Genomic DNA, 23,904 nt, shown 5'->3' on the forward strand with positions numbered 1-23,904 from the left:
AGACTTCCTGCACACCTACAACCACCATCGCTGCCACACAGCACTCGGAGGCCAGCCACCGATCAGCCGTGTGAACAACGCTTCAGGTCAATACACCTAGGGCGTGCCGGCCGGCCTGATCCGGACGACACCCCCTAGACCGCCCGCAGGACCGTGACCACCGCCGCCCCGCCCAGCCCGATGTTGTGCGCGAGACCCACCCGCGCGCCCGGCACCTGCCGCTGCCCCGCCGTGCCGCGCAGCTGCCACACCAGCTCGGCCGTCTGGGCCAGCCCGGTCGCGCCCAGCGGATGCCCCTTGGAGATCAGCCCGCCCGACGGGTTCACCACCCAGCGGCCGCCGTATGTCGTGGCACCGGATTCGACCAGCTTCCCGGACTCCCCCGGGGCGCACATGCCGAGCGCCTCGTACGTCAGGAGTTCGTTGACCGAGAAGCAGTCGTGCAGCTCGATCACGTCCACGTCGTCGATGCCGAGCCCGGCGCGCTCGTACGCCTGCCGGGTCGCGTCCCGGGACATGGGCTGCCCGACGACGTCGATGCAGGACCCGGACGCGAAGGACTCGCCGGTGTCCGTGGTCATGGCCTGCCCGGCGATCTCCACGAGACCGGTGGGACCGTGCCGCGAGGCGAACCGCTCGGACACCACCACGGCCGCCGCCGCGCCGTCCGAGGTCGGCGAGCACTGGAGCTTGGTCAGCGGCCGGTGGACCGTGCGGGAGGCAAGGACGCCGGCGACGTCGTACACGTCCCGGAACTGGGCGTAGGGGTTGTGCGCGGAGTGCCGGTGGTTCTTGGCGGCGACCGCGGCGAGCTGTGCCTCGGTCGTGCCGTACCGCTCCATGTGTTCGCGGGCCGCGGCACCGAAGATCTGCGCGGTGGGCGGGGCCTGCTCGAAGCCGTGCCGGGCGGCCATGACGCCGTAGTGCCGGGCCACGGGAGACGTCGTGAAGTCCCCGCCGTCCGCCCCTGCCCCGAGCGCGCCCTTCTTCATCTTCTCGAAGCCCAGCGCGAGCACGCAGTCGGCCGCGCCGCCCTCCACGAGCTGCCGGGCGAGCATCAGTGCGGTCGCGCCGGTCGCGCAGTTGTTGTTGACGTTGTAGACGGGGATGCCGGTCAGGCCGAGTTCGTAGGCGGCGCGCTGGCCCGCGGTCGAGGGCTGGAAACAGTACCCCACGGGAACGTGTTCCACGTCCTCGTACACGACCCCCGCGTCCGCCAGCGCCGCACCGCCGGCCTCACGCACCATGTCCCAGTACTGCCACTGACGGGTCTCGGGCTTCTCGAACCTGGTCATCCCGACCCCGGCTACATAGGCCTTCATGGCGCGCAGACTAGAACTCGTTCCACCAATGAACCAGAGGTGATGGTACGTCAGATCCCCATGAGATGGTCAAGAATTCATTAGAGGCCCGAAGCAACGGAATAGTTGCCTGTGCATACGAGGTTTACCCGGCACTCATGTACACGGGAGGCCTCACTCAATGACCCACACGACGACCGACCAGCCGCCCCGGAGGGCGAGCGGCGCCGTGGTCCCGGTGCTCGCCTTCGCGGGCATCGTCGTCGCGGTGATGCAGACCCTGCTCGTGCCGGTCATCAAGGACCTGCCGCAGCTGCTGGACACCGCCCCCTCCAACGCCACCTGGGTGCTGACCTCGACCCTGCTGTCCGGCGCCGTCGCCACCCCGATCATGGGCCGGCTCGGCGACCTCTACGGCAAGCGGCGGATGCTGATACTCAGCCTCGCCGTGATGGTGGTCGGCGCCCTGATCAGCGCGCTCACCAGCCAGCTGCTCGTCATGATCGTCGGCCGTACCCTGCAGGGCTTCGCCATGGGCGCGATCCCGCTCGGCATCGGCCTGATGCGCGACATGCTGCCGCGCGAGAAGCTCGGCTCGGCCATGGCGCTGATGAGCTCCTCGATCGGCGTCGGCGGCGGCCTCGCCCTGCCCGCCGCGGCCCTGGTCGCGCAGCACACGGACTGGCACGCCCTGTTCTACGGCGCCGCGGGCCTCGGCGCGCTCGCCATCGTCCTCACCCTCCTCGTCGTACCCGAGTCCCCGATGCGGGCCGAGGGGTCCTTCGACCTGCTCGGCGCGCTCGGCCTGTCCACCGGTCTGGTCCTGCTCCTGCTGCCGATCACCAAGGGCAGCGACTGGGGCTGGTCGTCGGGCACGACGCTCGGTCTGTTCGCCGCGTCGGTCGTGGTCCTCGTCCTGTGGGGCCTGTACGAGCTGCGCGCGCCGGCACCCCTGGTCGACCTGCGCACCACCGCCCGCCCGGCCGTCCTCTTCACCAACCTCGCGTCGATCATGGTCGGCGTGGCGTTCTACGTCGTCTCGCTGGTCCTGCCCCAGCTGCTCCAGCTGCCGAAGGCCACCGGCTACGGCCTCGGCCAGTCCATGGTCGTCGCCGGTCTGTGCGTCGCCCCGCTGGGCCTGACGATGATGTTCACGGCGCCGGTCTACGCCCGCCTGTCCGCCAAGTACGGCCCGAAGACCACCCTCATCATCGGCCTGCTGATCATCGCGCTCGGCTACGGCGGCGGCCTCGGCCTGATGGACGCGGCCTGGCAGACGATCGTCACGTCCGTGGTCCTCGGCGCCGGCATCGGCCTCGCCTACTCCTCGCTGCCCGCGCTGATCGTCGGCGCGGTGCCGGCCTCGGAGACCGGTGCGGCGAACGGCCTCAACACGTTGATGCGGTCCATCGGTACGTCGGTGTCCAGTGCCGTCATCGGCATGGTGCTGGCCAACACGGCGAACGACGTGGGCGGTGTCGCGATCCCGACCATGCACGGCTTCCGGGTGTCGTTCCTGATCGCCACGGCCGCGGTGGCGGTGGGGCTGCTGCTCGCGCTGTTCCTGCCGAGTGCTCGCCACGCGGCCCGGCAGGAGCACACGCAGCTCCGGGCCAGCAGCGAGGAGGACGCCGTGCTGGAGCAGGCGGAAGAGGTCCTGCGGGGCTTCAGGGGGCGGGTTCTCGGTGCCGACGGCGCGCCGGTCGCCCGGGCCAAGGTCACGCTGATCGACCGGCGGGGGCGGCAGGCGGGGGCGACCGTCTCCGACGAGGACGGCAGCTATGTGCTCGCGGTGCCGGCGCAGGGGGCGTATGTGCTGGCCGCGAAGGCCTCCGGCCATGGGCCGCTTGCTTCCTCCGCGACGCATTCCGGGGAGGAGCGGGCTGTCGAGCTGGATCTTTCGTTGCCTGGGGAAGTCGTCAGCGCCTAGAGCTCGGGGGGTCTGGCCGGTTCGCGGCTGTCCCGCCGTCGTGGCTGATCGCGCCGTTCCCCGCGCCCCGTTGGGGCGCCTACCGCACCCCCTGTCGAACAAGTGGGCAGGGGGTGCGGCAGCATGGGCCCCCGGAACAGACGTACGACTGGAAGGCCACCCATGACCGCCCCCGCCCCCAAGCCCGAGATTCTGGCCGCGTTCGAAGGGGCCAAGGGGTTCATGCCCGTGGACGAGGGGCTGGCCCTGTACGCCGCAGCGGTGGAGGCGGGGCGGCTGGGGCTGCCGCTGCTGGAAGTGGGCACCTACTGCGGGCGGTCCACCGTGCTGCTCGCCGACGCGGCCCGTGCGGCCGGGGTCACGGCACTGACCGTCGACCACCACCGGGGCAGCGAGGAGCAGCAGCCGGGCTGGGACTACCACGACCCGGAGACCGTGGACCCCGAGGTCGGGCTGATGGACACACTGCCGGCGTTCCGCCGGACGCTGTTCAGGGCGGGCCTGGAGGAGCACGTGGTCGCCGTCGTCGGACGCTCCCCGCAGATCGCGGCGATCTGGAACTCCCCGCTCGGCTTCGTGTTCATCGACGGCGGCCATACGGACGAGCACGCCACCGCCGACTACGAGGGCTGGGCCACCCATGTGGCCGAAGGCGGCTTCCTCGTCATCCACGACGTGTTCCCGCACCCCGAGGACGAGTTCACCGGGCAGGCGCCGTACCGGGTGTACCTACGGGCTCTGGAGTCGGGTGCGTTCACGGAGGTCTCGGCGACCGGCTCCCTGCGTGTCCTGCGGCGAACGCGCGCGGGCATCTGAGGCCCCGGTTAGAGTCACAGACGTGTCGTACCTAGGCCCGGAGTTCGATCCCCCGCAGCCCCGCCGGTCCCGCCGCCGCCCGCTGGCCGTGGCGCTCGCCGTGCTGGTGCCCGGTGCGCTGCTCGGGTGGGTGGCGTACGAGGCGGCCGGCGGCGGGGCCTCCGCCGCCCCGGGCGCCCGCGGCGGCTCCGCCGTGCCGGCCCCCGCGTCGACCTCGCCGTCGGCCCCGCCCGCTTCTCCTGCGGACGGCGGCAAGCGGGCCTCGGGGGCGGCGCCCGCGGACGGTCCGTTGAAGGGCAAGGTCGTCGTCGTCGACCCGGGGCACAACCCGGGGAACTTCCAGCACACGGCCGAGATCGGCCGTCAGGTGGACATCGGGACGAACTGGAAGGAGTGCGACACCACCGGGACGTCCACCAACGACGGTTACACCGAGGCCCAGTTCACCCTCGACGTCGCCCACCGGCTGCGCACGCTGCTGGAGCAGCAGGGTGCCACGGTGAAGCTGACCCGTGACGGCGACAGTCCGCCCTGGGGGCCCTGTGTGGACGAGCGGGCCCGGATCGGCAACGCCGCGCACGCCGACGCGGCCGTCTCCATCCACGCCGACGGCTCCGCCGAAGGCAACCGCGGCTTCCATGTGATCCTGCCGGGGTCGGTGCACGCCGGTGCCGCCGACACCCGCCCGATCGTCGACTCCTCGCACGACCTCGGTACGCGCATCGCCGGCACCTTCCTGCGCGACACCGGTGAGCCGCCGTCCAACTACGTGGGCGAAGGTACCGGTCTCGTCACACGTACGGACCTGGGCGGTCTCAATCTGTCAACGGTTCCGAAGGTGTTCATCGAGTGCGGCAACATGCGCGATAGCAAGGACGCGGCACTGCTGACCAGCGGAGCCTGGCGGCAGAAGGCTGCGCAAGGGATCTCTGAGGGAATCGTGAGTTTCCTGCACGCGTCCTGACCGGCGGGCGGAACCGGCCGGACAGGCGGATCTTGCGGGCGGTAGTGTCTACCGACGACGAGACGACTTACGAAGGACCTTTGAAGTGAATATCCGCTCCCTCACTAGAGGCGACGGCGTGGTGATCGGAGCAGCGGTGATGCTGTTCATCGCGTCGTTCCTCACCTTCCAGAGCTACTCCTTTTTCGGCGGCTCAACCAGCGGGAATGCGTGGGACGCCCTGGGCACGGGCCTGGGCATCTACATGGGCGCGGTGATCGGTGCCGTCCTCATCGTCGTCAACCGCTGTCTGCCGCAGCAGCGCAAGGTGCTCGGCCTCGACCTCGGCCAGACCGGCACCGCGTTCGGAGTGCTGGCGGCCTGGTCGCTGCTGTGGACGCTGATCGACACCCCGGACGGTGCCGACGCCGGCGCGGGCCTCATCCTCGGCTTCATCGCCGCTCTCGTCCTCGCGGGCGGCGCCATCGCCACCCCCCTGGTCCCGGCCCTGCAGGCCGCCCTGGTGCCGGCCCCCACGCCGGTCGCGCCGCAGCCCTACGGCGCCCAGCCGCCCGGTGGTTACGGCTACCCGGGTGCTCCGGCCCAGCCCTACGGCGGCCAGCCGCAGGCGGGTCAGCCCTTCGGGCAGCAGCCGCAGGGCGGGCCGGCGGCCCAGCCGGCCGCGGCCCAGCCGGGCCCCGCGGACTTCTCGCCGTTCTGGTTCGCCGTTCCGGTCGCCCGTCCCCTGTTCCCGGAGGACGGTTCGCCGAACCCGATCGCCGAACTGGCGCCGGGCACCTGGTACCTGGCCGTCGAGCAGCGCGGTGCCACGCTGGTCGCGCAGACCCAGGACGGCCGCCGCGGCGTGCTCCAGGACACCTCCGGCATCCAGCGCGGCTGACCGCCCGCACCTCGCCGCAGCGACGGCCCCTCACCCTTCCGGGTGCGGGGCCGTTGTCGTACAGTCGGCTCCCGACCAGTTGACTGACGGACCGTCAGGAGGCAGGACCATGCGGCTGGGTCTCGCACTCGGGTACTGGGGACGCGGTCCGGACGCCGGGCATGTCCCGCTCGCCCAGGAGGCGGAACGGCTCGGCTACGACTCCGTGTGGACGGCGGAGTCCTGGGGATCGGACGTCTTCACCCCGCTCACCTGGATCGCCGCGCACACCTCGACGATCAGGCTGGGCACGGCGGTTGCCCAGATGGCCGCGCGATCGCCGGCCACCACCGCGATGCACGCGCTCACCCTGGACCACCTCTCCGGCGGACGGATGCTGCTCGGGCTGGGCCTGTCCGGACCGCAGGTCGTGGAGGGGTGGTACGGTCGCCCGTTCCCCAAGTCGCCGCTGACCGCGACCCGGGAGTACGTGGACGTCGTACGGCAGGTGCTGCGGCGCGAGGCGCCGGCGCAGGCCGAGGGGCGGTTCCATCCGCTGCCCTACCGGGGCCCGGACGGCACGGGGCTCGGCAAGCCGCTGAAGTCGATCACGCATCCGCTGCGGCCCGGCCTCCCCGTCCTGCTCGGCGCCGAGGGACCGAAGAACGTGGCGCAGACACTCCGGATCGCCGACGGCTGGCTGCCGCTGTACTGGTCGCCGAGCCGGCCCGAGGTGTACGGGGACATGGTGCGCAAGGTGCCGGAAGGGTTCATGGTGGCTCCGCTGGCCCGGGTGAAGGTGTGCGACGACGTGGCCGAGGGGCTGCTGCCCGTGAAGGCCATGCTCGGGTTCTACATCGGCGGGATGGGCCACGCCTCCCGCAACTTCCACGCCGACCTCATGGCGCGCATGGGGTACGAGGAGGAGGCGCGGCGGATCCAGGAGCTGTTCCTCGCGGGGCGGCGAAAGGAGGCGGTGCTGGCCGTGCCGGACGCCTTCGCCGACGAGATCTCTCTGGTCGGCCCGCGGGAACGCATCGCCGAGCGGCTGGAGTTGTGGCGCCGGGGCCCGGTGACGGACCTCCTGGCGCTGTCACCGGACCCGCACACCCTCAGGGTGCTCGCGGAGCTGAACTCCGAGGGCACCCCCTAACTGCCCTTGGCGAGCTCGGACGCCGAGGGCACCTGGTCCCTGACCGGGGCGCCGGCGCTCGCACCCGCGTGCTTGACGTCGCCGATGACGTCGTTGAAGGAGGAGGCCGCGCCGGCGTCACCCTTGCGCAGCCTGGACGGCAGGTTCTTCAGGGCGTCGATGCCGGCGCCGAGCGGTGCGAGCGCCTTGGCGAGCGTCGGGTCGCCCTGCGCGTTCCGCTGGGCCGCCTTGAGCCGGTTGTAGGCGAAGGCACCGGCGAGGCCGGCCTTCACCAGGGCCGTCCTGCGGCCCTGGGCGCCCTTGTTGAACGCGCCGGCCTTCCAGGGCTTCACGATCCACTGGTAGGCGGCGCCGGCCGCGAGACCGGCGTCGAGCACGAAACGCGTCTTGGCGAACGTGCGCCGCGCCGCGGAGGTGGTGGGGGTGGGGGTCCCGGCGGCCAGGACCGCCGTGCTGTCCTTCGTACTGGCCTTCTCGACGGTCCTCTCGCTGCCGCAGGCGGTGGAGCAGGCCAGCAGGGCGCAGCACAGCGTGAGCGCCACGCAGAGGCGCCGTATCGGTACGGGCACGGAAGTCCTCCGGACATGTCCTCCCCGAGCGATCTGCTTCCTCCGGAAGCCTCACCCGCGACGGCAGGTTCCGCCACTCGGCGGGAGCCGGCCGGGTTTCACCGTCCCCCGCCCGGCAATCCGGAAGGTATGTCCCCTCGATATCGCAACGGTGCGAATCAGGCCGGGACGGTCATCGCGGTCGTCGCCGACATCATGGCCCTGATCCTCGGCCTGTGGATCCTGATGTACCTGCTGGACGCGAACCGGGCCAACAGCCTGGTCCAGTTCGTCCACGACGCCGCCGCCTGGCTGGCGGGCTGGTCCCATGACCTGTTCACGTTCAACGCGGCCTGGGCCCGGGTGGTCGCCGGTTACGGCCTGGCCGCGGTCGTCTACCTGTTCGTGGGCCACGCCATCGCCAACCGCATGCACCGGCACTGAAGCCTCGGGCCACCCCCTAGCCGCAGCAGTCGGGGTCCAGGCCGGTCGGCAGCTGTTCGCCGCCGAAGACCGCGCACGTCGCCTCGTGGCCGCCGAGCGCGGCGACGGCGAGGAGGAGGGAACCGGCCGTCCAGCTGGTGAGCTCCCGGGGCCAGATCGCGTCGTCCTCGAAGACATAGCCCGTCCAGTACAGGCCGCTCTCGGGGTCGCGCAGATGCTGGATGGACTGCAGGATCGCCAGGGCCCGGTCCGACTCCCCCACCGCCCACAGGGCCAGGGCGAGTTCGCTGGACTCGCCGCCGGTGACCCAGGGGTTGGGCACCACGCAGCGCACGCCGGCGCCGGGCACGACGAACCGGTCCCAGGACTCCTCGATGCGGGCTTTGGCCTCCTCGCCCCTCAGCGCGCCGCCGAGGACCGGGTAGTACCAGTCCATCGAGTAGCGGTCCTTGTCCAGGAAGCGCTCCGGGTGGCGGCGGATCGCGTGGCGGAGTCCTCCCACCGCCAGCTCCCAGTCCGGCTGCGGCTCCTCACGCTGCTCGGCGATGGCGAGCGCGCAGCGCAGCGCGTGGTGGATCGAGGAGCTGCCGGTGAGCAGGGCGTCCGCGGTGGGCGTGCCGTCGTCCTCGCGGCGCCAGCCGATCTGGCCGCCGGGCTGCTGGAGTGCGAGCACCCACTCCACGGCCGCGTAGACGGTCGGCCACATGCGGTCCAGGAAGGTGTCGTCGCCGGTGGACAGGTAGTGGTGCCACACGCCCACGGCTATGTAGGCGACGAAGTTGGACTCGCGGGCGCGGTCGGTGACGTCGTCGTGGGCGCCGTCGGCGTAGGCGGCGTACCAGGAGCCGTCCTCGTTCTGGTGCCGGGCCAGCCAGCTGTAGGCCCGTTCGGCGGCCTCGTGTTCGCCGGCCGCGTCCAGGGCCATGGCGGCCTCGGTGTGGTCCCACGGGTCCAGGTGGTGCCCACGGAACCACGGGATCGCACCGTCCTCCCGCTGTACGGCGAGGATGCCGGCGACGGTCGCGGCAGCCTGCTCGGCGGTGAGGACCCCGGGCAGGACGAGGTGTTCTGTCCGGGGAGTGGTCACTTGGCGGCCACCTCGTCGGACAGTCGCGGCAGATGCGGCTTGGTCGCGTAGACCACGAAGCTCTTGCCGATCAGCGGGTTCAGCGCCTGCTCGGCGACCCGGGTGGCGAGCGGTTTCTTCATGATGTCCCAGACCAGCAGCTTGTGGTACGCCCGCACCGGCAGCGCCTTGTCGTTGTCGACGCCGAACGCGCACTTCAGCCACCAGTACGGCGAGTGCAGGGCGTGCGCGTGATGGCTGCCGTACGGCTTCAGGCCGGCCTCGCGGATCTTCGCGACCAGTTCGTCGGCCTTGTAGATGCGGATGTGGCCGCCCTCGACCTCGTGGTAGGCGTCGGACAGCGCCCAGCAGACCTTCTCCGGGCCGTAGCGCGGCACGGTGATCGCGATACGGCCGCCCGGCTTGAGCACGCGGACCATCTCGGCGAGCACGCCCTTGTCGTCGGGGATGTGCTCCATCACCTCGGAGATGATGACGACGTCGAAGGAGTCGTCGGGGAAGGGCAGGGCCAGCGCGTCGCCCTCCATGGCCGTGGCGGTGGCGCCCTCCGGTGCCTCCCCGGCCTCCTTCATCGCCGCGAACCACTTGGCGACCTCGCGGATCTCCTCGCCGTTCTGGTCGAGGGCCACGACCTGGGCACCGCGCCGATAGCACTCGAAGGCGTGCCGGCCGGCCCCGCAGCCGAGGTCCAGGACTCGGTCGCCGGGGGCGAGCGGGAACCGGGAGAAGTCGACGGTCAGCACGTGGCCCTGCTTTCGGGGTAGACGCCGGTGTCACTCGCCGAGGCCGCGGAGGCAACACTCGCCGAGGTCGCGGAGGCAGCACTCGGTGCGGCCGCGGGGCGGCCGGGTATCGGGGCGGCGGAGCGGCCGGGTATCGGGGCCGGTGAGCGGCCGGTGCTCACCGCGGCGCGGCCCGGGCCCGCGGAGCGGGCGATGGCCTCGCGGTAGTGGGCCACGGTGCCCTCCGCCGCACGGGCCCAGGTGAAGTGCCGTAGCACTCGCTCCCGGCCCGCGTGACCGAGCCGCACCCGCAGCTCGCGGTCCCCCAGCAGTCGGCCGAGCCCGGCGGCCAGCGCGCCCGCGTCGCCGGGCGGTACGGCCAGGCAGGTCTCACCGTCGCGGCCGGCGACCTCGGGGATCGCACCGCCGGTCGTGGCGAGCAGCGGGGTGCCGGTGGCCATGGCCTCGGCGGCGGGCAGCGAGAAGCCCTCGTACAGCGAGGGCACGCAGGCGACCTCGGCCGAGCGGATCAGGTCGACCAGTTCGGCGTCGGAGATGCCCTTGACGAACTCGACGGCGCCTGCGAGGCCGTAGCGCTCGATCGCCGCCGCGACCGGCCCCTCCTCGGGGCGCTTGCCGACGACGACGAGATGGGCGGCCGGGTGCTCGGTGCGGACCTTGGCCAGCGCCTCCACCAGGAACACCAGCCCCTTGAGCGGCACATCGGCGCTGGAGGTGGTGACGATCCGGCCCGGCACCACGGGCACGGCCGGATTCGGCGCGAACAGATCGGTGTCGGCGCCGATGTGGACGACGTGGACGCGGTCGTCGCGGACGCCGAGGTGGTCCACGATCTCCTGGCGGGAGCTGCCGGAGACGGTGAGGACCGAGGGCAGCCGGCGCGCGACGCGCTTCTGCATGCGGGTGAAGGCGTACCAGCGCCGGACCGAGTACCGCCGCTGCCAGCCCTCGGCCGCGTCCAGCTCCAGCTGCCGGTCGACGGTGATGGGGTGGTGGATCGTGGTGACCAGGGGGGCGCCGATGTCGCCCAGCAACCCGTACCCGAGCGTCTGGTTGTCGTGGACGACGTCGAACGCGCCGCGCCGGGCGCGCAGATGGCGGCGGGCCCGCAGGGAGAAGGTCAGCGGCTCGGGAAAGCCGCCGGTCCACATCGTCGCCACTTCCAGGGCGTCGATCCAGTCCCGGTACTCGTCGCGCCTGGGGGTGCGGAAGGGGTCGGGCTGGCGGTAGAGGTCGAGGCTGGGCAGCTCGGTGAGGGTGAGGTGGGGGAAGCCCTCGTCGAGCACGGGGTACGGCTGCGAGCCGATGACCTCGACCCGGTGGCCGAGCCGGGCCAGCTCGCGCGAGAGATGCCGGACGTAGACGCCCTGGCCGCCGCAGAACGGGTTCCCTTTATAGGTGAGGAGCGCGATGTCGAGCGGTCGCTCGCCGTCGGCTGCGGGCTCCTTCTGGGCACCCGCATCCCGGGCCTCAGCGGTCACTCCGTGCCCCCTTCTGCCTGCACTGTCCCGCGAGACTATGCCGGGACGCTAATCTAGAACAAGTTTCAGACTTGATCGTTCAAGAGGCTCTGAATCTACCGGCAGGTAGGGGTGCTGTGAGCAGTGGATCAGGTGATTCGCGCCACGGCGCGTCGCCCTGCCATGCTGTCTGATCACGTGCCCCACAGACGCCTTCACCGACTGTCACGGACGGGACCCATGCCTGCGGACATTCCTACGGAATCCAAAGTGGAATCCACGGTGGGAGCCAAGGGGGAAACCGGTACGGTCCGGCCCTCGTCGTCGTCGCTCACCGAGCGGCAGCAGGCCCGCCGCCGCCGGATCCTGCACGCGAGCGCCCAGCTGGCCAGCCGGGGCGGTTTCGACGCCGTACAGATGCGCGAGGTGGCCGAGTCCTCCCAGGTCGCCCTGGGCACCCTCTACCGCTACTTCCCCTCCAAGGTGCACCTGCTGGTCGCCACCATGCAGGACCAGCTGGAGCACATGCACGGCACGCTGCGCAAGAAGCCGCCGACGGGTGACACGGCCGCCGAGCGGGTGGCGGAGACCCTGATGCGCGCCTTCCGCGCGCTCCAGCGCGAGCCGCACCTGGCCGACGCGATGGTCCGCGCGCTGACCTTCGCCGACCGCAGTGTCTCGCCGGAGGTCGACCAGGTCTCCCGCCAGACCACCCTGATCATCCTGGACGCGATGGGCCTGGACGACCCCACGCCCGAGCAGCTCTCGGCGGTCCGGGTCATCGAGCACACCTGGCACTCGGCCCTGATCACCTGGCTCTCGGGCCGCGCCTCCATCGCCCAGGTGAAGATCGACATCGAGACGGTGTGCCGCCTGATCGACCTGACGGAACCCGGCGCCCATCCGTGATCACCGCCGCCGGCTCAGTGTCCACGCTGCTGCCTGGCGATGTTGCGTGCTGTGCGCTGCGCGGCGACGCTGTACCGACGTGTGGCCAAGGGGGTCACCGTGCCGAACGTGACAAACCCGTCTCCAGCAACCCTGCCAGTCCCCAGCTCATGACGCATATTCCCACCGCGTTGAACACAGCCGCCCCTCGCCACTTCATGCGCGGATCATAGGAGCAGCGGCAAGCGACGTGCGCCGTGAACAGCGCCGACCATGGTCCGAAGGAGACGGCCTAGTCCTCCGGCGGGAACACCGGCTCCCCGCTCTCCAGCAAGGTGATCAGGATCGCCTCCACCGGGCAGCTCTCCGCCGCCTCCAGGATCGGCTCCGCGGCGTCGGGGTCCGGGTCCACCGGGTGGGACTGGCGGGCCGGGTCGAGGCGGAAGGCGTGCGGGGCGTGGTGGAGGCACTGGGCCGAGCCGATGCACAGCGACCGGTCGACCTCGACGTGCCAGCGGTCACCCATGCTCACGCCCCCGCCGGCAGGTGGATCATCTTGTGTTCGAGGTACGCGCCGAAGCCCTCGGGGCCGAACTCCCGGCCCAGTCCGGAGTTCTTGTAGCCGCCGAACGGGCCCAGCATGTCCAGGCTGAAGGTGTTGACCGAGTAGGTGCCGGTGCGGACCTGCCTCGCCACCTCGATGCCGTGCTCGGCGTCGGCCGTCCACACGCTGCCGGACAGACCGTAGTCCGAGTCGTTCGCGATCTTCACGGCCTCGGGTTCGTCGTCGTACGGCAGCAGGCAGATGACCGGTCCGAAGATCTCCTCGCGGGCGATGCGCATGGTGTTGTCGACGTCGCCGAAGAGGGTCGGTTCGACGTACCAGCCCCGCTCCAGGCCCGCCGGCCGGCCGCCCCCGGTGAGGATCTTGGCGCCCTCCTCCTGGCCGATGCGGATGTAGTCGAGGTTGCGGCGCTGCTGCCGCTGCGCCACCAGGGGGCCGACCTGGGTCGCCGGGTCCAGCGGGTCGCCGACCCTGAGCGCGCTCGCGGCCGCTGCGAAGGCGTCGGCGAACTCGTCGTAGCGGGCGCGCGGCAGGAGGATGCGGGTCTGGGCCACGCAGGCCTGCCCGTTGTTCATCCAGGCCGCCGGGACGATCCCCGCCACCGCCGCCTCGACGTCCGCGTCCGGCAGGACGACCGCCGCCGACTTTCCGCCCAGTTCCAGCGTGACCCGGGTGAGGTTGCGGGCGGCGACCTCCATCACCCGCTTGCCGGCCGCGACCGAGCCGGTGAAGGAGACCTTGTCGATGCCGGGGTGCCCGACCAGGTACTCGCCGACCTCCCGCTCGGCGGGAAGGATGGAGAGGACGCCCTCGGGCAGACCGGCCTCGCGGGCGATCTCACCGAGGAGGTAGGCGTCCAGCGGGGACTCGGGGGACGGCTTGAGTACGACCGTGCAGCCGGCCAGCAGCGCGGGAGCGAGCTTGGCCGCGGCGACGAACTGCGGGACGTTCCAGGGGACCACGGCGGCGACGACACCGACCGGTTCCCGGCGGACGAGGATCGGGCCGAGCACGCCGTCCCTGCGCTCCTCGTAGGTGTAGTCCCGCGCGACCCTGATCGCCGCGTCCCACACCATCATCGCGCCGAGCGCCTGGGCGAGGACGCTCCAGGAGTACGGGGAGCCGTTCTGCGCGGAGATCACCCGGGCGATCTCCTCGTGCCGGGCGGCGATGGCGTCCTTGATCCGGGTGACGACCTCGATCCGCTCCCCGAGCGTCGCCCGCGGCCACGGCCCCTCGTCGAAGGCGCGGCGCGCCACGGCCACGGCCCGGTCCACGTCCTGCCGGCAGGCGTGCGGCACCCGGCCGATGACCTCCTCGGTGTGCGGCGAGATCACCTCGATGACGTCCTCGCCCAGCGGATCGGTCAACTCCCCGCCGATGAACAGCTGTCCGTGTTCCACGAGCTCGGTCATGGCCTGCCGCCTCCCGCCGCACCGCACGTTTCTGACGCTGTTTCAGAACTGATATCAGTTCTAGTTACCATGGGCAATGGCCGTGGGCCGGAGGGGTGGAGGGCTGATGGTGCAGACGTTCGAGCACGGCGGGGGCGTACGGTCCGTGGCGGTTCCCATCCCGGACAATCCCCTCGGCCACACGCTGGTGTACGTGGTGGACACCGACCGCGGCCCGGTGCTGGTCGACACCGGGTGGGACGACCCGGGCTCCTGGGACACGCTGGCGGAGGGCCTGCGCGCCTGCGGCACCACGGCCGGCGAGGTCCACGGGGTGGTGATCACCCATCACCACCCCGACCACCATGGCCTGTCCGGCCGGGTGCGCGAGGCCTCCGGCGCATGGGTGGCGATGCACGCCGCCGACACCGCGGTCGTACGGCGCACCCGGCAGGCCCCGCCCGAGCGCTGGTTCACGTACATGAGCGCCAAACTCGCGGCGGCCGGCGCTCCGGAGGAGCACCTCGCACCGCTGCGCGCCCCCGGCGTCCCCCGGACCCTGCCCGGCCTCTCCCCCGCCCTGCCGGACCGGGAGATCGTCCCCGGCGAACTCCTCGACCTGCCCGGCCGCAGGCTGCGCGCGATCTGGACCCCGGGCCACACCCCCGGCCACGTCTGTCTGCACCTGGAGGAGGAGCACCCCGCCCGGCTCACCGGAAACGGCCGCCTGTTCAGCGGTGATCACCTGCTCCCGCGGATCACCCCGCACATCGGTCTGTACGAGGATCCCGACGACACGACCGTGACCGATCCCCTCGGCGACTATCTCGACTCCCTGGAGCGGATCGGCCGGCTCGCCCCCGCCGAGGTGCTGCCCGCACACCAGCACGCCTTCACCGACGCGGCCGGCCGGGTACGCGAGCTGCTCGACCACCACGAGGAGCGCCTGGCCGGCTTGCTCGCCCTGCTCGCCGAGCCGCTCACCCCCTGGCAGCTCGCCGAGCGCATGGAGTGGAACCGCCCGTGGGCCCAGATCCCCTACGGCTCCCGGAACATCGCGGTCTCCGAGGCCGAGTCCCATCTGCGCCGCCTGGTGAAGCAGGGCCGCGCGGAGCCGGTGACGGGGAGCGAGCCGGTGGCCTACCTCGCGGTGTGATCCGGTGACGAACCCCTGACGCACCTCGGGCGTACCTCGCGGTGCAATCCGGTCGCCTCGCCCGGGGCGTCCCTATTGGACGGGCGCATGGACCCTTTGCGCAGTCTCGTCGCCCAGCACGCCTGCGAGCGCCTGATCATCGACTTCGCCCACCGGCTCGACCTCGGTGAACCGGCTTCCGTGGCCGAGCTGTTCACCGAGGACGGCAGCTGGGAGTGGCCCCCGCCGGGGGACGGGCGCCGGATCGAGGGCCGGCAGGCGCTGCGGTCGTACTTCGGCTCCCGCCCCGCCGACCGGCTCTCGCGCCGCCTGATGGCCAACGTCCTGGTCACGGTGACCGACTGGACCACGGCCAGGGCCGTGTCGTACTTCTCGACGTACCGGGTCGACGGATACGCGGGCGGCATGGTCCCCGCCGGGCGACCGATGCGGGCCGGTTGGGCTCAGCCGTGTCCGCGCTCCGCCGTAATGATCATCTCGGCGAGGTCGGCGAGCGTGGCGAGCTGCCGTGCGTTCATCTGCGGGGCGCGGGCGGCGAGCCGGACGAGACCGCTCTCACGCAACCGCACCAGCGGGTCCGCCTCGGCCTCCAGACACTGCAGCACCGGGCGCAACGCCTCCTGCAGCGCCTCCGGTTCGTCGGCGGTGAAGAAGCCGGCGGGCAGGCCGAAGAAGCGGCGCAGCCGGTCGGTGTGCTGCAGTCCCGGCATCCCGCTCTTGCGCCATTCGCTCAGCCACTGCCGGCTGGTTCCGGCGATCCTCGCCAGCTCGTCCAGCGAGTACCGCTTGCCGTCGGGCCGGCGCCGGGTCTCGCGGATGAAGTCCAGCCGCTGGCGCACCCGCCCGGCCAGAGAGGTCTCCGTCGCCCGCCCGCCGGCGAGCAGTTCGACGACGACGTTCACGGGGATGCCCGTGCGATGGGACAGGTCGGCCACATCGAGGACTTCCGGCAGCCGGCCGGGCCTGCCGGTCAGCTCGCCGAGCCGGTCCAGGACAGCGGCCAGCGAGGCGTAGGCGTCACTCACCGAGGTCCCCCCTGGCGTGTCGTCCGTTCGGTGGCTGGGCTGACGGCGAGGCTACCCGGTCACTCGTTCGCCGACCAGACGCGACAACGCTTCCTGCTGAAGATGGCAGTAATCGTTGACAGTTGAGGGTGCGACGGGTGAGGATCACGACACAGAGAGCAAGATGCGACCCGCCCGGGTGCCCTAGACCCGCCCCGGGTGCCGTCTATGGGGGAGCGGCATCCGGGGTGTTTCTCTGTCCCGCTCCTCCTGCGAAGGTGGTGCGCCGATGCCGCAGCCCGTCCTTCTGCTCGGGGCCGGCCGGGCCGCACACGGCGGATACCCGCTGGCACGGATCGCCGCCGTACGCCCGGTGGTGCTGGCCGACAGCTCGGTGCCCGGCTGGGCGCGGCCCTTCCTGTCCGGCCATCTCCAGGCCGACCCGGCACGGGAGGCGGAGACCGCCGAGACGGTGGCGCGGTACGCCGCCCGGCATCCGGTCGCCGGCGTGCTGACCTGGAGCAGGGCACACCTGGCCGTGGCCGCGCGGATCGCCGGACGGCTCGGCCTGCCGGGCCTGCCGTACGAGACGGCCGCCGTCTGCGCCGATCCGCCGGCCTTACGGGCGCTGTTGCTCCGCAACCGGGTGGTGCCCACGGGACCGGAGGACACGGAGGGGCCGCTGGTGTCCGCCGAGACCGTCGTCCTGGACGACGAGGTCCGCATCACCGCGCTGACCCGTACGACGTCGCTGGGGCATTCCGTCCATGCTCATGACGCCCTGCTGCACAACCCGTTTCTCCGGCAGAGCGTGCAACGGGCGGTACGGGCGCTGGGTCTCACCCACACCGTCGCGCATGTGAGCCTGCGGCTGACCGGGCGAGGGCCGCGGGTGACCGCGGTCGCTCCGCACTTGCCGGGTGATCTGATTCCGTGGCTGGTGGAACGGGCGACGGGAGTGGATCTGGTGGGGGCGACGCTGGCGCTCGCGTGCGGGGCGGTGCCCGAAGTGACACCTACGCGGCAGCGGGCGGCGGCGATCCGGTTCGCCGACGGCGCCTGCCGACGGGCCTCGCGGGAGTACTGGGTCGTCGAGGGCGCGGATGCCCTGGAGTGCGAACGGGCCTTCGACGCGGCGTAGCCCGCCCCCCTCAAGGCAGTTGCCCCACCGCTCGTATGACGTGCTCGGCCTCTTCGAGGAGCTCCAGCTCCCTCGGCGTCATCGTCGGGTTGGCCGCCCTGCGCCGCCGCGACCCTGCCCGGTACGGCGTGCAGTCGCCGCAGCAGCGAGGCGAGCAGGGTGCCGGCCTCCGCCGCGCCGACCCGGCCCTCGCCGGGGGCGGTCAGCAGCGTCGGGCCGGACAGGCTTTTCAGCGTCAGATCGGTGCCTGAGCCGGTGGGTCGCCCCCGGGGCGCGGGACAGCCGTGCCGACGTACGTATGCCATCACGGCGCACGCGGCTGCCGCGTCCCCCCGGCCGTCGCGGTCCCGGCGCAGGACCCAGGCGTCGTCGACCTCGTACACATCGGCCGAACGGCCCGACCCCAGCAGTCTCCCCGTCTCCGTCATGGCCGTGACCCTGGTCACCGCTGTCCTGTGCCCACAGCCACTCCTCAGGGCGCTGAAGGCTGCCGGTAAAGTGGCGGGGTCGTCATCACACCCGTACGGGGGGAAGCCGGTGCAATTCCGACGCCGACCCCCATCCGTGAGCCGCTGTTCGCGGTGAGCCGGACTGCCCCGTACGGCACGTTGACCGGCTTGCGTGCGTCGGCCGCCCGCCGCGCACGGCACCGTCGAGGTTTACGGAGCCGAGCCGCCCGGGGCCACCCGCGCGCTGCCCGGCTCCCTGCAGGGAGAGGCAGTCGCCGACCATGAACGTCCGCCGCAGTGCCGCGGCTCTCGCCGCCGTAGGCGTGCTGGCCGCCGCCGCACCCGCCATGGCCGCCGGCCCGTCCCCGTCGCCCAAGGTCGCGATCCCGTCCGGGCTGTACGGCACGTCCGACCCGACCTACGACGGTGTGTGGCGCCAGTCGCTGACGCTGGTCGCCCAGCGGACCCTCGGCTACCGGCCGGCCGCCTCGGCCGTCGACTGGCTGGCCGGGCAGCAGTGCGGCAACGGCGCGTTCGCCGCGTTCCGCGCCACCCCGGACAAGGCCTGCGACGGCAAGGTCATGGTGGACACCAACAGCACGGCCGCCGCCGTCCAGGCGCTGCAGGCCGTCGGGGGGCACGACGCGCAGGTCCGCAAGGCCCTGGTCTGGCTGACGAACGCACAGAACAAGGACGGCGGCTGGGGGTACTCGCCGGGCGGCGCGAGCGACACCAACTCCACCAGCGTCGTCATCGGCGCGTTCGCCGCGGTCGGCCAGGACCCCGCTCGGGTGCGCACCGGCGGCAAGTCCCCCTACGACCTGCTGGCCGCCATGTCCGTGCCCTGCGACCAGGACGGCGGCGGTGCCCTCGCCTTCCAGCAGGACAAGAAGGGCAAGCCGGCCGCCAACGCGGACGCGACGGCGGCCGGGGTGCTCGGCGCGCTCGGCAAGGGGTTCGTCGTGCAGGCCGGCAAGGCGCCCGCGCACGCCGCCTGCAGCCGGGCCGGCCACCCCGGCCCCGCGCAGGTCGCGGACAACGCCGGCGCGTATCTGGCGGCGGCCGTCGCCAAGACCGGCCACCTGCAGTCCGTGCTGCCCGGCGCCAAGGACCGGCCGGACTTCGGCAACACGGCCGACGCGGTCGTCGCGCTCGCCGCGGACGGGCGCAGCGAGCAGGCGAAGGCGTCGTACGCCTGGCTGGAGAAGAACGCCTCCCAGTGGGCGGCGCAGAGCGGTCCGGCGGCGTACGCCCAGCTGATCCTCGCCGCGCACGCGGTCGGCGCACAGCCGGGTGACTTCGCCGGCACGAGCCTGGTCCGGTCCCTCAACGAGCTGGGGCCCGCCCCGCAGATGGCGACCGAGCAGAAGCAGAAGACGAAGTCCGACAGCGGTTCGAGCTTCGGTGTCTGGTGGTTCGTCGGCGTCTGCCTCGTCGCGGGCATCGGCGTCGGCTTCCTGATCAGCGGCCGGAAGAAGCAGCAGCCGTGACCGCGGTCCGCCGCGCCGCGAGCCTGCTGGGCGCCGTGCTCGTCCTGCTGGCCGGGGCCGGGCAGGCGCACGCCGTCGGCTACCGCTACTGGTCCTTCTGGGAGCGGACCGGCGGACACTGGACGTACGCCACGCAGGGCCCGTCGACGGCCCGTCCCGACGACGGCGCCGTGGAGGGCTTCCGTTTCGCGGTGAGCGCGGACTCGGCGGACGCGAACCGGCCGCGCGGTGCGACGGACTTCGGCACGATCTGCGCGGCGACGCCCGCCACGTCCGGTACGAAGCGGGTGGCCCTGGTCCTCGACTTCGGCACCGCCGCGGACGCACCGTCCGGCGAGACACCGCCGGCGCGTCGTACGGCGTGCGCGCGGGTGTCCGCCGACGCGACGACGGCGGACGCGCTGGCCGCGGTGGCCAAGCCGCTGCGCTACGACTCCAACGCGCTGTTGTGTGCGATCGCCGGCTATCCGAAGAGGGGCTGCGGGGAGCAGGTGGCCGCCGGCCGGAAGGCACCGGAACGGAGCGGCGGTTCGTCGAGCGGCCCCTCGCTGGGTCTGCCGATCGGCGCGGGTGTCGTCGCCCTGCTGGCAGGCGCGGCGGTGTGGCAGTCCCGACGGCGGCGAAATGTCTCCGGTTGACCGCGGCCCGTCCGTGGCTGGTCGCTCTCACCGGGCGCAGCCTGCCGCTGTTCACCCCGGTGCCTGGTGGCTCTGGTCGTTGAGCCTCGGTACCGCCGCCACCCGCACCACCAACCCCCTTCTCCTCGCCCTCCTCATATCCGCCTCCGCCTACGTCGTGGCAACCCACCGCACCACCACCCCCTCCTCCCACGCCTACACGGCCTTCGCGAGAGTCGCCCTCGCCGTCCTCCTCGTCCGCCTCCTCTTCGCGATGGCGCTCGGCTCCCCGATCCCCGGCACCCACACCCTCCTCACCCTGCCCGAAGTCCCGCTGCCGCACTGGGCACAGGGCATCCACCTGGGCGGCAAGGTCACCGCCGAGGCGCTCGTCTTCGCCGCCTACGACGGGCTGAAGCTGGCCACCCTGCTGATCTGCGTCGGCGCGGCGAACGCGCTCGCCAGTCCCACCCGGCTGCTGAAATCCCTGCCCGGCGCGCTGTACGAGGCCGGCGTCGCCGTGGTCGTCGCCCTCACCTTCGCGCCGCACCTCATCGCCGACGTCCAGCGCCTGCGCGCCGCCCGCCGCCTGCGCGGCCGCCCGGACCGGGGCCTGCGCGGTCTGCTGCAGGTCGGGCTGCCGGTCCTGGAGGGCGCGTTGGAACGCTCGGTCGCGCTCGCCGCCGCGATGGAGGCCCGTGGCTACGGCCGCACCGCCGAGGTCCCCGCCGGTGTCCGCCGTACGACGGCCGCGCTCACCCTCGGCGGCCTGCTCGGCGTGTGCGCCGGCACCTATGGGCTGCTCACCGCGGAGGGCGGCGCGTACGGCATCCCGCTGCTGCTCGCCGGTGTCGCCGCCGCGCTCGCGGGTCTCAGGCTCGGCGGCCGGCGTTCGCCGCGCACCCGGTACCGGCCGGACCCGTGGGACGCGCGGGCCTGGCTGGTCGCCGGCTCCGGTGTCGCCGTCGCCGCGCTGCTCACGCTCGCCTCGGCCCGCGACCCGGAGTCCCTGCACCCCGGTGTCGTCCCCCTGACCGCCCCCACGCTCCCCCTGTGGCCCGCCGCGGCGGTCCTTCTCGCCCTCCTCCCCGCCGTCGTCGTACCCCAGGCCCCCAAGGAGCCGTCGTGATCCGCTTCGAGGATGTCAGCGTGACGTACGACGGTGCGGCCGAACCCACCGTCCAGCGCGTGGGCTTCGAGGTTCCGGAGGGCGAACTGGTGCTGCTCGTCGGCCCGTCGGGGGTGGGCAAGTCGACGGTGCTCGGCGCGGTGAGCGGTCTGGTGCCGCACTTCACCGGCGGCACCCTGCGCGGCCGCGTCACGGTGGCCGGCCGGGACACCCGCACCCACAAGCCGCGCGAACTCGCCGATGTGGTCGGCACGGTGGGGCAGGATCCGCTCGCGCACTTCGTGACCGACACCGTGGAGGACGAACTCGCCTATGGCATGGAGTCCTTGGGGCTCGCCCCGGAGGTGATGCGGCGCCGGGTGGAGGAGACCCTCGACCTGCTGGGCCTCGCCGGACTGCGCGGCCGCCCCATCGCCACCCTCTCCGGAGGGCAGCGACAGCGCGTCGCGATTGGCTCCGTGCTCACCGCCCACCCGCAGGTGCTGGTCCTGGACGAGCCGACCTCGGCACTGGACCCGGCCGCGGCGGAGGAGGTCCTGGCGGTGCTCCAGCGTCTGGTGCACGACCTGGGCACGACGGTCCTGATGGCCGAGCACCGCCTGGAACGCGTGATCCAGTACGCCGACCGCGTGGTCCTCCTGCCCGGCCCCGGCGAAGCGCCGGTCGTCGGCACCCCGGCCGAGGTGATGGCCGTCTCCCCCGTGTTCCCGCCGGTGGTGGACCTGGGACGACTGGCGGGCTGGTCCCCGCTGCCCCTCACCGTGAGAGACGCCCGCCGGCGCGCCGGTGACCTGAGGGAACGCCTGGCCGCAGCCCTGGGCACACATGCCGCTTCGGGTGCGGGGACGCGGGGGCCGGTCGCGCCCACGCGGCGACAGCCGCACATCGGATACAGCCCCACGCCCCCGGGGAACTGCGGCCCCGTCGAGCGCGGAGGCGCCGCACCCGGCGAGCGCCCGCAGGCGGACCAGCCCCCGGCCCGCACCGGCACAGGGCGCCGCCTCCGGTTCCGGCGCCGTCCCGCCCCCACCGCAGAAGCCCGGCGGACGCACATCGCCGAAGTCCGCTCCCTCTCCGTCCGCCGCGCCCGCACAGACGCCCTCCGGCGCGTCGACCTGACGGTGGCTCCCGGCGAGACCATCGCCCTCATGGGCCGCAACGGCGCCGGAAAGTCCACCCTGCTCAGCTCCCTGGTCGGACTCGTGACTCCCACCTCCGGCACCGTCACCGTCGGTACGGTCACCCCCCACCTCACCTCCCCCCGCGACCTCGTCCGCCGCGTCGGCCTGGTCCCCCAGGAGCCACGGGACCTCCTCTACGCCGACACGGTCGCCGACGAGTGCGCGGCGGCCGACCGGGACGCGGGGGCCGAGCCCGGCACCTGCCGGGCCCTGGTGTCCGAGCTGGTGCCGGGGATCACGGACGACACCCACCCCCGCGACCTGTCCGAGGGCCAGCGCCTCGCGCTCGCCCTCGCCGTCGTACTGACCGCCCGGCCGCCCCTGCTGCTGCTCGACGAGCCGACACGCGGCCTCGACTACGCGGCCAAGGCCCGCCTGGTGACCGTGCTGCGCGGGCTCGCCGCCGAGGGGCACGCGATCGTGCTGGCCACGCATGACGTGGAGCTGGCGGCCGAGACGGCGCACCGGGTGGTGCTGCTCGCCGAGGGCGAGGTGATCGCGGACGGGCCGACGGCGCAGATCGTCGTCTCCTCACCGTCCTTCGCGCCGCAGGTGACGAAGATCCTCGCCCCGCAGCAGTGGCTCACCGTGGCCCAGGTACGGGAGGCCCTCGGGTGAGCGCCGCACGGCCGGGTGCCGCACGGCTGCACGCCGTCCGGCTCGGCCCCCGTTCGCTCGCCGCGCTGGCGCTGGTCAGCGCGGTCGGCGTGGCCGCCTTCTGCTGGCCCTTCCTCGCCCCGCCCACCTCGCAGCTGAGCGCCCATGCCCAGGACGCGCCCTGGCTCTTCGCGGGCCTGCTGGTGCTGCTGGTCGCGGTGGTGGCGGCGACGATCTCCGAATCGGATCTCGGGCCGAAGGCCGTGGCCATGCTGGGTGTGCTGGCCGCGACCGGGGCCGCGCTGCGCCCGATCGGCGCGGGGACGGCCGGGGTCGAGCCGATGTTCTTCCTGATGGTGCTCAGCGGGCGGGTGCTGGGCCCCGGCTTCGGCTTCACCCTGGGCTCGGTGACGATGTTCGCGTCCGCCCTGCTCACGGGCGGGGTCGGGCCGTGGCTGCCGTTCCAGATGCTGTCGATGGGCTGGTTCACGATGGGCGCGGGGCTGCTGCCGGGGCCCGTGCGGCTGCGGGGACGCGGGGAACTGCTGCTGCTGGCCGGCTACGGCTTCCTCGCCGCCTTCGCCTACGGCACGGTCATGAATCTGGCGGGCTGGCCGTTCATGGGTGCCTCCGCCTCGAACATCTCCTTCGACGCGCATGTCTCCGTCCCGGCCAACCTGGCCCGTTTCCTCGCCTACTGCCTGGCCACCTCGCTCGGCTGGGACCTGGGCCGGGCCGTCTGCACGGTGGCGCTGACCCTCGCGCTCGGACCGGCCGTGCTGCGCGCGCTGCGCCGGGCCACCCGGCGGGCCGCCTTCGAGACCGCGGTCACATTCGGCGAGCACGGTCGGTGAGTTCCCGTATCCGCGTGGTGAGCGAGTCGGTGAAGCACCCCACATGACGCAGGTCACCTACGATGCGGGACCGTAGTCCCAAATGTCCGATACATCCTTTCGTGCACCCCCGCTGACCTGCACTTTGAGAGCCA

22 protein-coding genes, 3 pseudogenes and 1 riboswitch are annotated in these 23,904 nt (G+C 72.6%); of the genes and pseudogenes, 16 read left to right on the plus strand and 9 right to left on the minus strand.

Annotation, left to right across the window (positions count from 1 at the left end; genetic code table 11):
• Nucleotides 1-100: pseudogene (locus ACIGXP_RS24725) on the plus strand (IS481 family transposase); the annotation flags it as partial.
• Nucleotides 101-134: 34 nt separating this feature from the next.
• Here the strand turns inward: ACIGXP_RS24725 and ACIGXP_RS24730 are convergent.
• Nucleotides 135-1,322, minus strand: coding sequence for a thiolase C-terminal domain-containing protein (locus tag ACIGXP_RS24730; protein ID WP_399771602.1), 1,188 nt, complete (start codon nt 1,320-1,322; stop codon nt 135-137).
• Between the two features lie 160 nt (nt 1,323-1,482).
• Here ACIGXP_RS24730 and ACIGXP_RS24735 point away from each other — a divergent pair, with 160 nt between their 5' ends.
• The 5 genes from ACIGXP_RS24735 to ACIGXP_RS24755 all read left to right on the plus strand — a co-directional run bounded on the left by ACIGXP_RS24735 (nt 1,483) and on the right by ACIGXP_RS24755 (nt 7,023).
• The gene (locus ACIGXP_RS24735; RefSeq protein ID WP_363215443.1) at nt 1,483-3,231 is read left to right on the plus strand and encodes an MFS transporter; all 1,749 of its coding nucleotides are present in this window, start codon (nt 1,483-1,485) and stop codon (nt 3,229-3,231) included.
• A gap of 162 nt (nt 3,232-3,393) precedes the next feature.
• Nucleotides 3,394-4,047 (plus strand): class I SAM-dependent methyltransferase, encoded by a 654-nt coding sequence (locus ACIGXP_RS24740; RefSeq protein WP_363215444.1) that lies wholly within the window; start codon nt 3,394-3,396, stop codon nt 4,045-4,047.
• A gap of 22 nt (nt 4,048-4,069) precedes the next feature.
• The gene (locus ACIGXP_RS24745) at nt 4,070-5,011 is read left to right on the plus strand and encodes an N-acetylmuramoyl-L-alanine amidase (protein ID WP_363215445.1); all 942 of its coding nucleotides are present in this window, start codon (nt 4,070-4,072) and stop codon (nt 5,009-5,011) included.
• An 85-nt stretch (nt 5,012-5,096) separates the two neighbouring features.
• Complete coding sequence (locus ACIGXP_RS24750) at nt 5,097-5,891, plus strand: hypothetical protein (RefSeq protein WP_399771608.1); 795 nt, start codon at nt 5,097-5,099, stop codon at nt 5,889-5,891.
• 109 nt (nt 5,892-6,000) lie between these two features.
• A complete protein-coding gene (locus ACIGXP_RS24755; RefSeq protein ID WP_399771611.1) occupies nt 6,001-7,023 on the plus strand; it encodes an LLM class F420-dependent oxidoreductase in 1,023 nt (340 codons plus the stop codon).
• On the opposite strand, the gene ACIGXP_RS24760 is transcribed toward ACIGXP_RS24755, so the two are convergent.
• The gene (locus tag ACIGXP_RS24760) at nt 7,020-7,592 is read right to left on the minus strand and encodes a hypothetical protein (RefSeq protein ID WP_399771614.1); all 573 of its coding nucleotides are present in this window, start codon (nt 7,590-7,592) and stop codon (nt 7,020-7,022) included. The two genes, ACIGXP_RS24755 and ACIGXP_RS24760, sit on opposite strands and share 4 nt — an antisense overlap.
• Before the next feature lie 129 nt (nt 7,593-7,721).
• Here ACIGXP_RS24760 and ACIGXP_RS24765 point away from each other — a divergent pair, with 129 nt between their 5' ends.
• Entirely contained in the window at nt 7,722-8,015 is a 294-nt protein-coding gene (locus tag ACIGXP_RS24765) for a hypothetical protein (protein ID WP_363219090.1), read from the plus strand.
• 16 nt (nt 8,016-8,031) lie between these two features.
• On the opposite strand, the gene ACIGXP_RS24770 is transcribed toward ACIGXP_RS24765, so the two are convergent.
• From ACIGXP_RS24770 to ACIGXP_RS24780, 3 genes are read right to left on the minus strand one after another with little or no spacing between them, the layout of a single operon-like run.
• Nucleotides 8,032-9,102, minus strand: a complete 1,071-nt coding sequence (locus ACIGXP_RS24770; RefSeq protein WP_399771617.1) for a prenyltransferase/squalene oxidase repeat-containing protein — start codon at nt 9,100-9,102, stop codon at nt 8,032-8,034.
• Nucleotides 9,099-9,845, minus strand: a complete 747-nt coding sequence (locus tag ACIGXP_RS24775; RefSeq protein ID WP_363219092.1) for a class I SAM-dependent methyltransferase — start codon at nt 9,843-9,845, stop codon at nt 9,099-9,101. Before ACIGXP_RS24775 ends, ACIGXP_RS24770 begins: the two co-directional genes overlap by 4 nt.
• Nucleotides 9,839-11,326: a glycosyltransferase family 4 protein gene (locus ACIGXP_RS24780; RefSeq protein ID WP_363219093.1), complete on the minus strand. Its 1,488-nt coding sequence runs from the start codon at nt 11,324-11,326 to the stop codon at nt 9,839-9,841. Before ACIGXP_RS24780 ends, ACIGXP_RS24775 begins: the two co-directional genes overlap by 7 nt.
• A gap of 231 nt (nt 11,327-11,557) precedes the next feature.
• Between ACIGXP_RS24780 and ACIGXP_RS24785 the strand changes: the two genes are divergently transcribed.
• Nucleotides 11,558-12,214 carry a TetR family transcriptional regulator gene (locus ACIGXP_RS24785; protein WP_399772091.1) on the plus strand — a complete coding sequence of 219 codons (657 nt, stop codon included), beginning with the start codon at nt 11,558-11,560 and terminating at the stop codon, nt 12,212-12,214.
• Between the two features lie 271 nt (nt 12,215-12,485).
• Here the strand turns inward: ACIGXP_RS24785 and ACIGXP_RS24790 are convergent, their stop codons facing one another.
• Together ACIGXP_RS24790 and ACIGXP_RS24795 are read right to left on the minus strand one after the other, a co-directional pair.
• Entirely contained in the window at nt 12,486-12,719 is a 234-nt protein-coding gene (locus tag ACIGXP_RS24790) for a ferredoxin (RefSeq protein WP_399771621.1), read from the minus strand.
• A 2-nt stretch (nt 12,720-12,721) separates the two neighbouring features.
• Complete coding sequence (locus tag ACIGXP_RS24795; RefSeq protein ID WP_399771623.1) at nt 12,722-14,173, minus strand: aldehyde dehydrogenase; 1,452 nt, start codon at nt 14,171-14,173, stop codon at nt 12,722-12,724.
• Nucleotides 14,174-14,279: 106 nt separating this feature from the next.
• Here ACIGXP_RS24795 and ACIGXP_RS24800 point away from each other — a divergent pair, with 106 nt between their 5' ends.
• Nucleotides 14,280-15,308, plus strand: coding sequence for an MBL fold metallo-hydrolase (locus tag ACIGXP_RS24800; protein ID WP_399771626.1), 1,029 nt, complete (start codon nt 14,280-14,282; stop codon nt 15,306-15,308).
• Nucleotides 15,309-15,395: 87 nt separating this feature from the next.
• Nucleotides 15,396-15,746, plus strand: a pseudogene (locus tag ACIGXP_RS24805) (nuclear transport factor 2 family protein); the annotation flags it as partial.
• A gap of 5 nt (nt 15,747-15,751) precedes the next feature.
• On the opposite strand, the gene ACIGXP_RS24810 reads toward ACIGXP_RS24805, so the two are convergent.
• Entirely contained in the window at nt 15,752-16,333 is a 582-nt protein-coding gene (locus ACIGXP_RS24810; RefSeq protein ID WP_363219098.1) for an XRE family transcriptional regulator, read from the minus strand.
• A gap of 268 nt (nt 16,334-16,601) precedes the next feature.
• Here ACIGXP_RS24810 and ACIGXP_RS24815 point away from each other — a divergent pair, with 268 nt between their 5' ends.
• Nucleotides 16,602-17,453 (plus strand): hypothetical protein, encoded by an 852-nt coding sequence (locus ACIGXP_RS24815; RefSeq protein WP_399772127.1) that lies wholly within the window; start codon nt 16,602-16,604, stop codon nt 17,451-17,453.
• Nucleotides 17,454-17,560: 107 nt separating this feature from the next.
• On the opposite strand, the pseudogene ACIGXP_RS24820 reads toward ACIGXP_RS24815, so the two are convergent.
• Nucleotides 17,561-17,881: pseudogene (locus ACIGXP_RS24820) on the minus strand (phosphotransferase); the annotation flags it as partial.
• 59 nt (nt 17,882-17,940) lie between these two features.
• Nucleotides 17,941-18,067, plus strand: a riboswitch (cobalamin riboswitch).
• 116 nt (nt 18,068-18,183) lie between these two features.
• Here ACIGXP_RS24820 and ACIGXP_RS24825 point away from each other — a divergent pair.
• From ACIGXP_RS24825 to ACIGXP_RS24845, 5 genes are read left to right on the plus strand one after another with little or no spacing between them, the layout of a single operon-like run.
• Nucleotides 18,184-19,392 carry a prenyltransferase/squalene oxidase repeat-containing protein gene (locus tag ACIGXP_RS24825; protein ID WP_399771629.1) on the plus strand — a complete coding sequence of 403 codons (1,209 nt, stop codon included), beginning with the start codon at nt 18,184-18,186 and terminating at the stop codon, nt 19,390-19,392.
• Nucleotides 19,389-20,030 carry an SCO2322 family protein gene (locus ACIGXP_RS24830; RefSeq protein WP_399771632.1) on the plus strand — a complete coding sequence of 214 codons (642 nt, stop codon included), beginning with the start codon at nt 19,389-19,391 and terminating at the stop codon, nt 20,028-20,030. Before ACIGXP_RS24825 ends, ACIGXP_RS24830 begins: the two co-directional genes overlap by 4 nt.
• Entirely contained in the window at nt 20,017-21,138 is a 1,122-nt protein-coding gene (locus ACIGXP_RS24835) for a CbiQ family ECF transporter T component (RefSeq protein WP_399771634.1), read from the plus strand. Before ACIGXP_RS24830 ends, ACIGXP_RS24835 begins: the two co-directional genes overlap by 14 nt.
• On the plus strand, nt 21,135-22,937 hold the full coding sequence (locus ACIGXP_RS24840) for an ABC transporter ATP-binding protein (RefSeq protein WP_399771637.1): 1,803 nt from the start codon (nt 21,135-21,137) through the stop codon (nt 22,935-22,937). The genes ACIGXP_RS24835 and ACIGXP_RS24840 overlap by 4 nt, the downstream gene beginning before the upstream one ends.
• The gene (locus ACIGXP_RS24845; protein ID WP_363219104.1) at nt 22,934-23,770 is read left to right on the plus strand and encodes an ECF transporter S component; all 837 of its coding nucleotides are present in this window, start codon (nt 22,934-22,936) and stop codon (nt 23,768-23,770) included. Before ACIGXP_RS24840 ends, ACIGXP_RS24845 begins: the two co-directional genes overlap by 4 nt.
• Nucleotides 23,771-23,904: the final 134 nt, after the last annotated feature.

It is taken from the genome of Streptomyces sp. NPDC053069 (genome assembly GCF_044546895.1).
Classification (GTDB): domain Bacteria; phylum Actinomycetota; class Actinomycetes; order Streptomycetales; family Streptomycetaceae; genus Streptomyces.

Coding starts and splice junctions, on each gene's coding strand:
- ACIGXP_RS24835 (WP_399771634.1), top strand. CDS start 20,017: ATGTCTCCGGTTGACCGCGGCCCGTCCGTGGCTGGTCGCTCTCACCGG.
- ACIGXP_RS24825 (WP_399771629.1), top strand. CDS start 18,184: ATGAACGTCCGCCGCAGTGCCGCGGCTCTCGCCGCCGTAGGCGTGCTG.
- ACIGXP_RS24740 (WP_363215444.1), top strand. CDS start 3,394: ATGACCGCCCCCGCCCCCAAGCCCGAGATTCTGGCCGCGTTCGAAGGG.
- ACIGXP_RS24800 (WP_399771626.1), top strand. CDS start 14,280: ATGGTGCAGACGTTCGAGCACGGCGGGGGCGTACGGTCCGTGGCGGTT.
- ACIGXP_RS24790 (WP_399771621.1), bottom strand. CDS start 12,719: ATGGGTGACCGCTGGCACGTCGAGGTCGACCGGTCGCTGTGCATCGGC.
- ACIGXP_RS24765 (WP_363219090.1), top strand. CDS start 7,722: ATGTCCCCTCGATATCGCAACGGTGCGAATCAGGCCGGGACGGTCATC.
- ACIGXP_RS24795 (WP_399771623.1), bottom strand. CDS start 14,173: ATGACCGAGCTCGTGGAACACGGACAGCTGTTCATCGGCGGGGAGTTG.
- ACIGXP_RS24730 (WP_399771602.1), bottom strand. CDS start 1,322: ATGAAGGCCTATGTAGCCGGGGTCGGGATGACCAGGTTCGAGAAGCCC.
- ACIGXP_RS24735 (WP_363215443.1), top strand. CDS start 1,483: ATGACCCACACGACGACCGACCAGCCGCCCCGGAGGGCGAGCGGCGCC.
- ACIGXP_RS24755 (WP_399771611.1), top strand. CDS start 6,001: ATGCGGCTGGGTCTCGCACTCGGGTACTGGGGACGCGGTCCGGACGCC.
- ACIGXP_RS24815 (WP_399772127.1), top strand. CDS start 16,602: ATGCCGCAGCCCGTCCTTCTGCTCGGGGCCGGCCGGGCCGCACACGGC.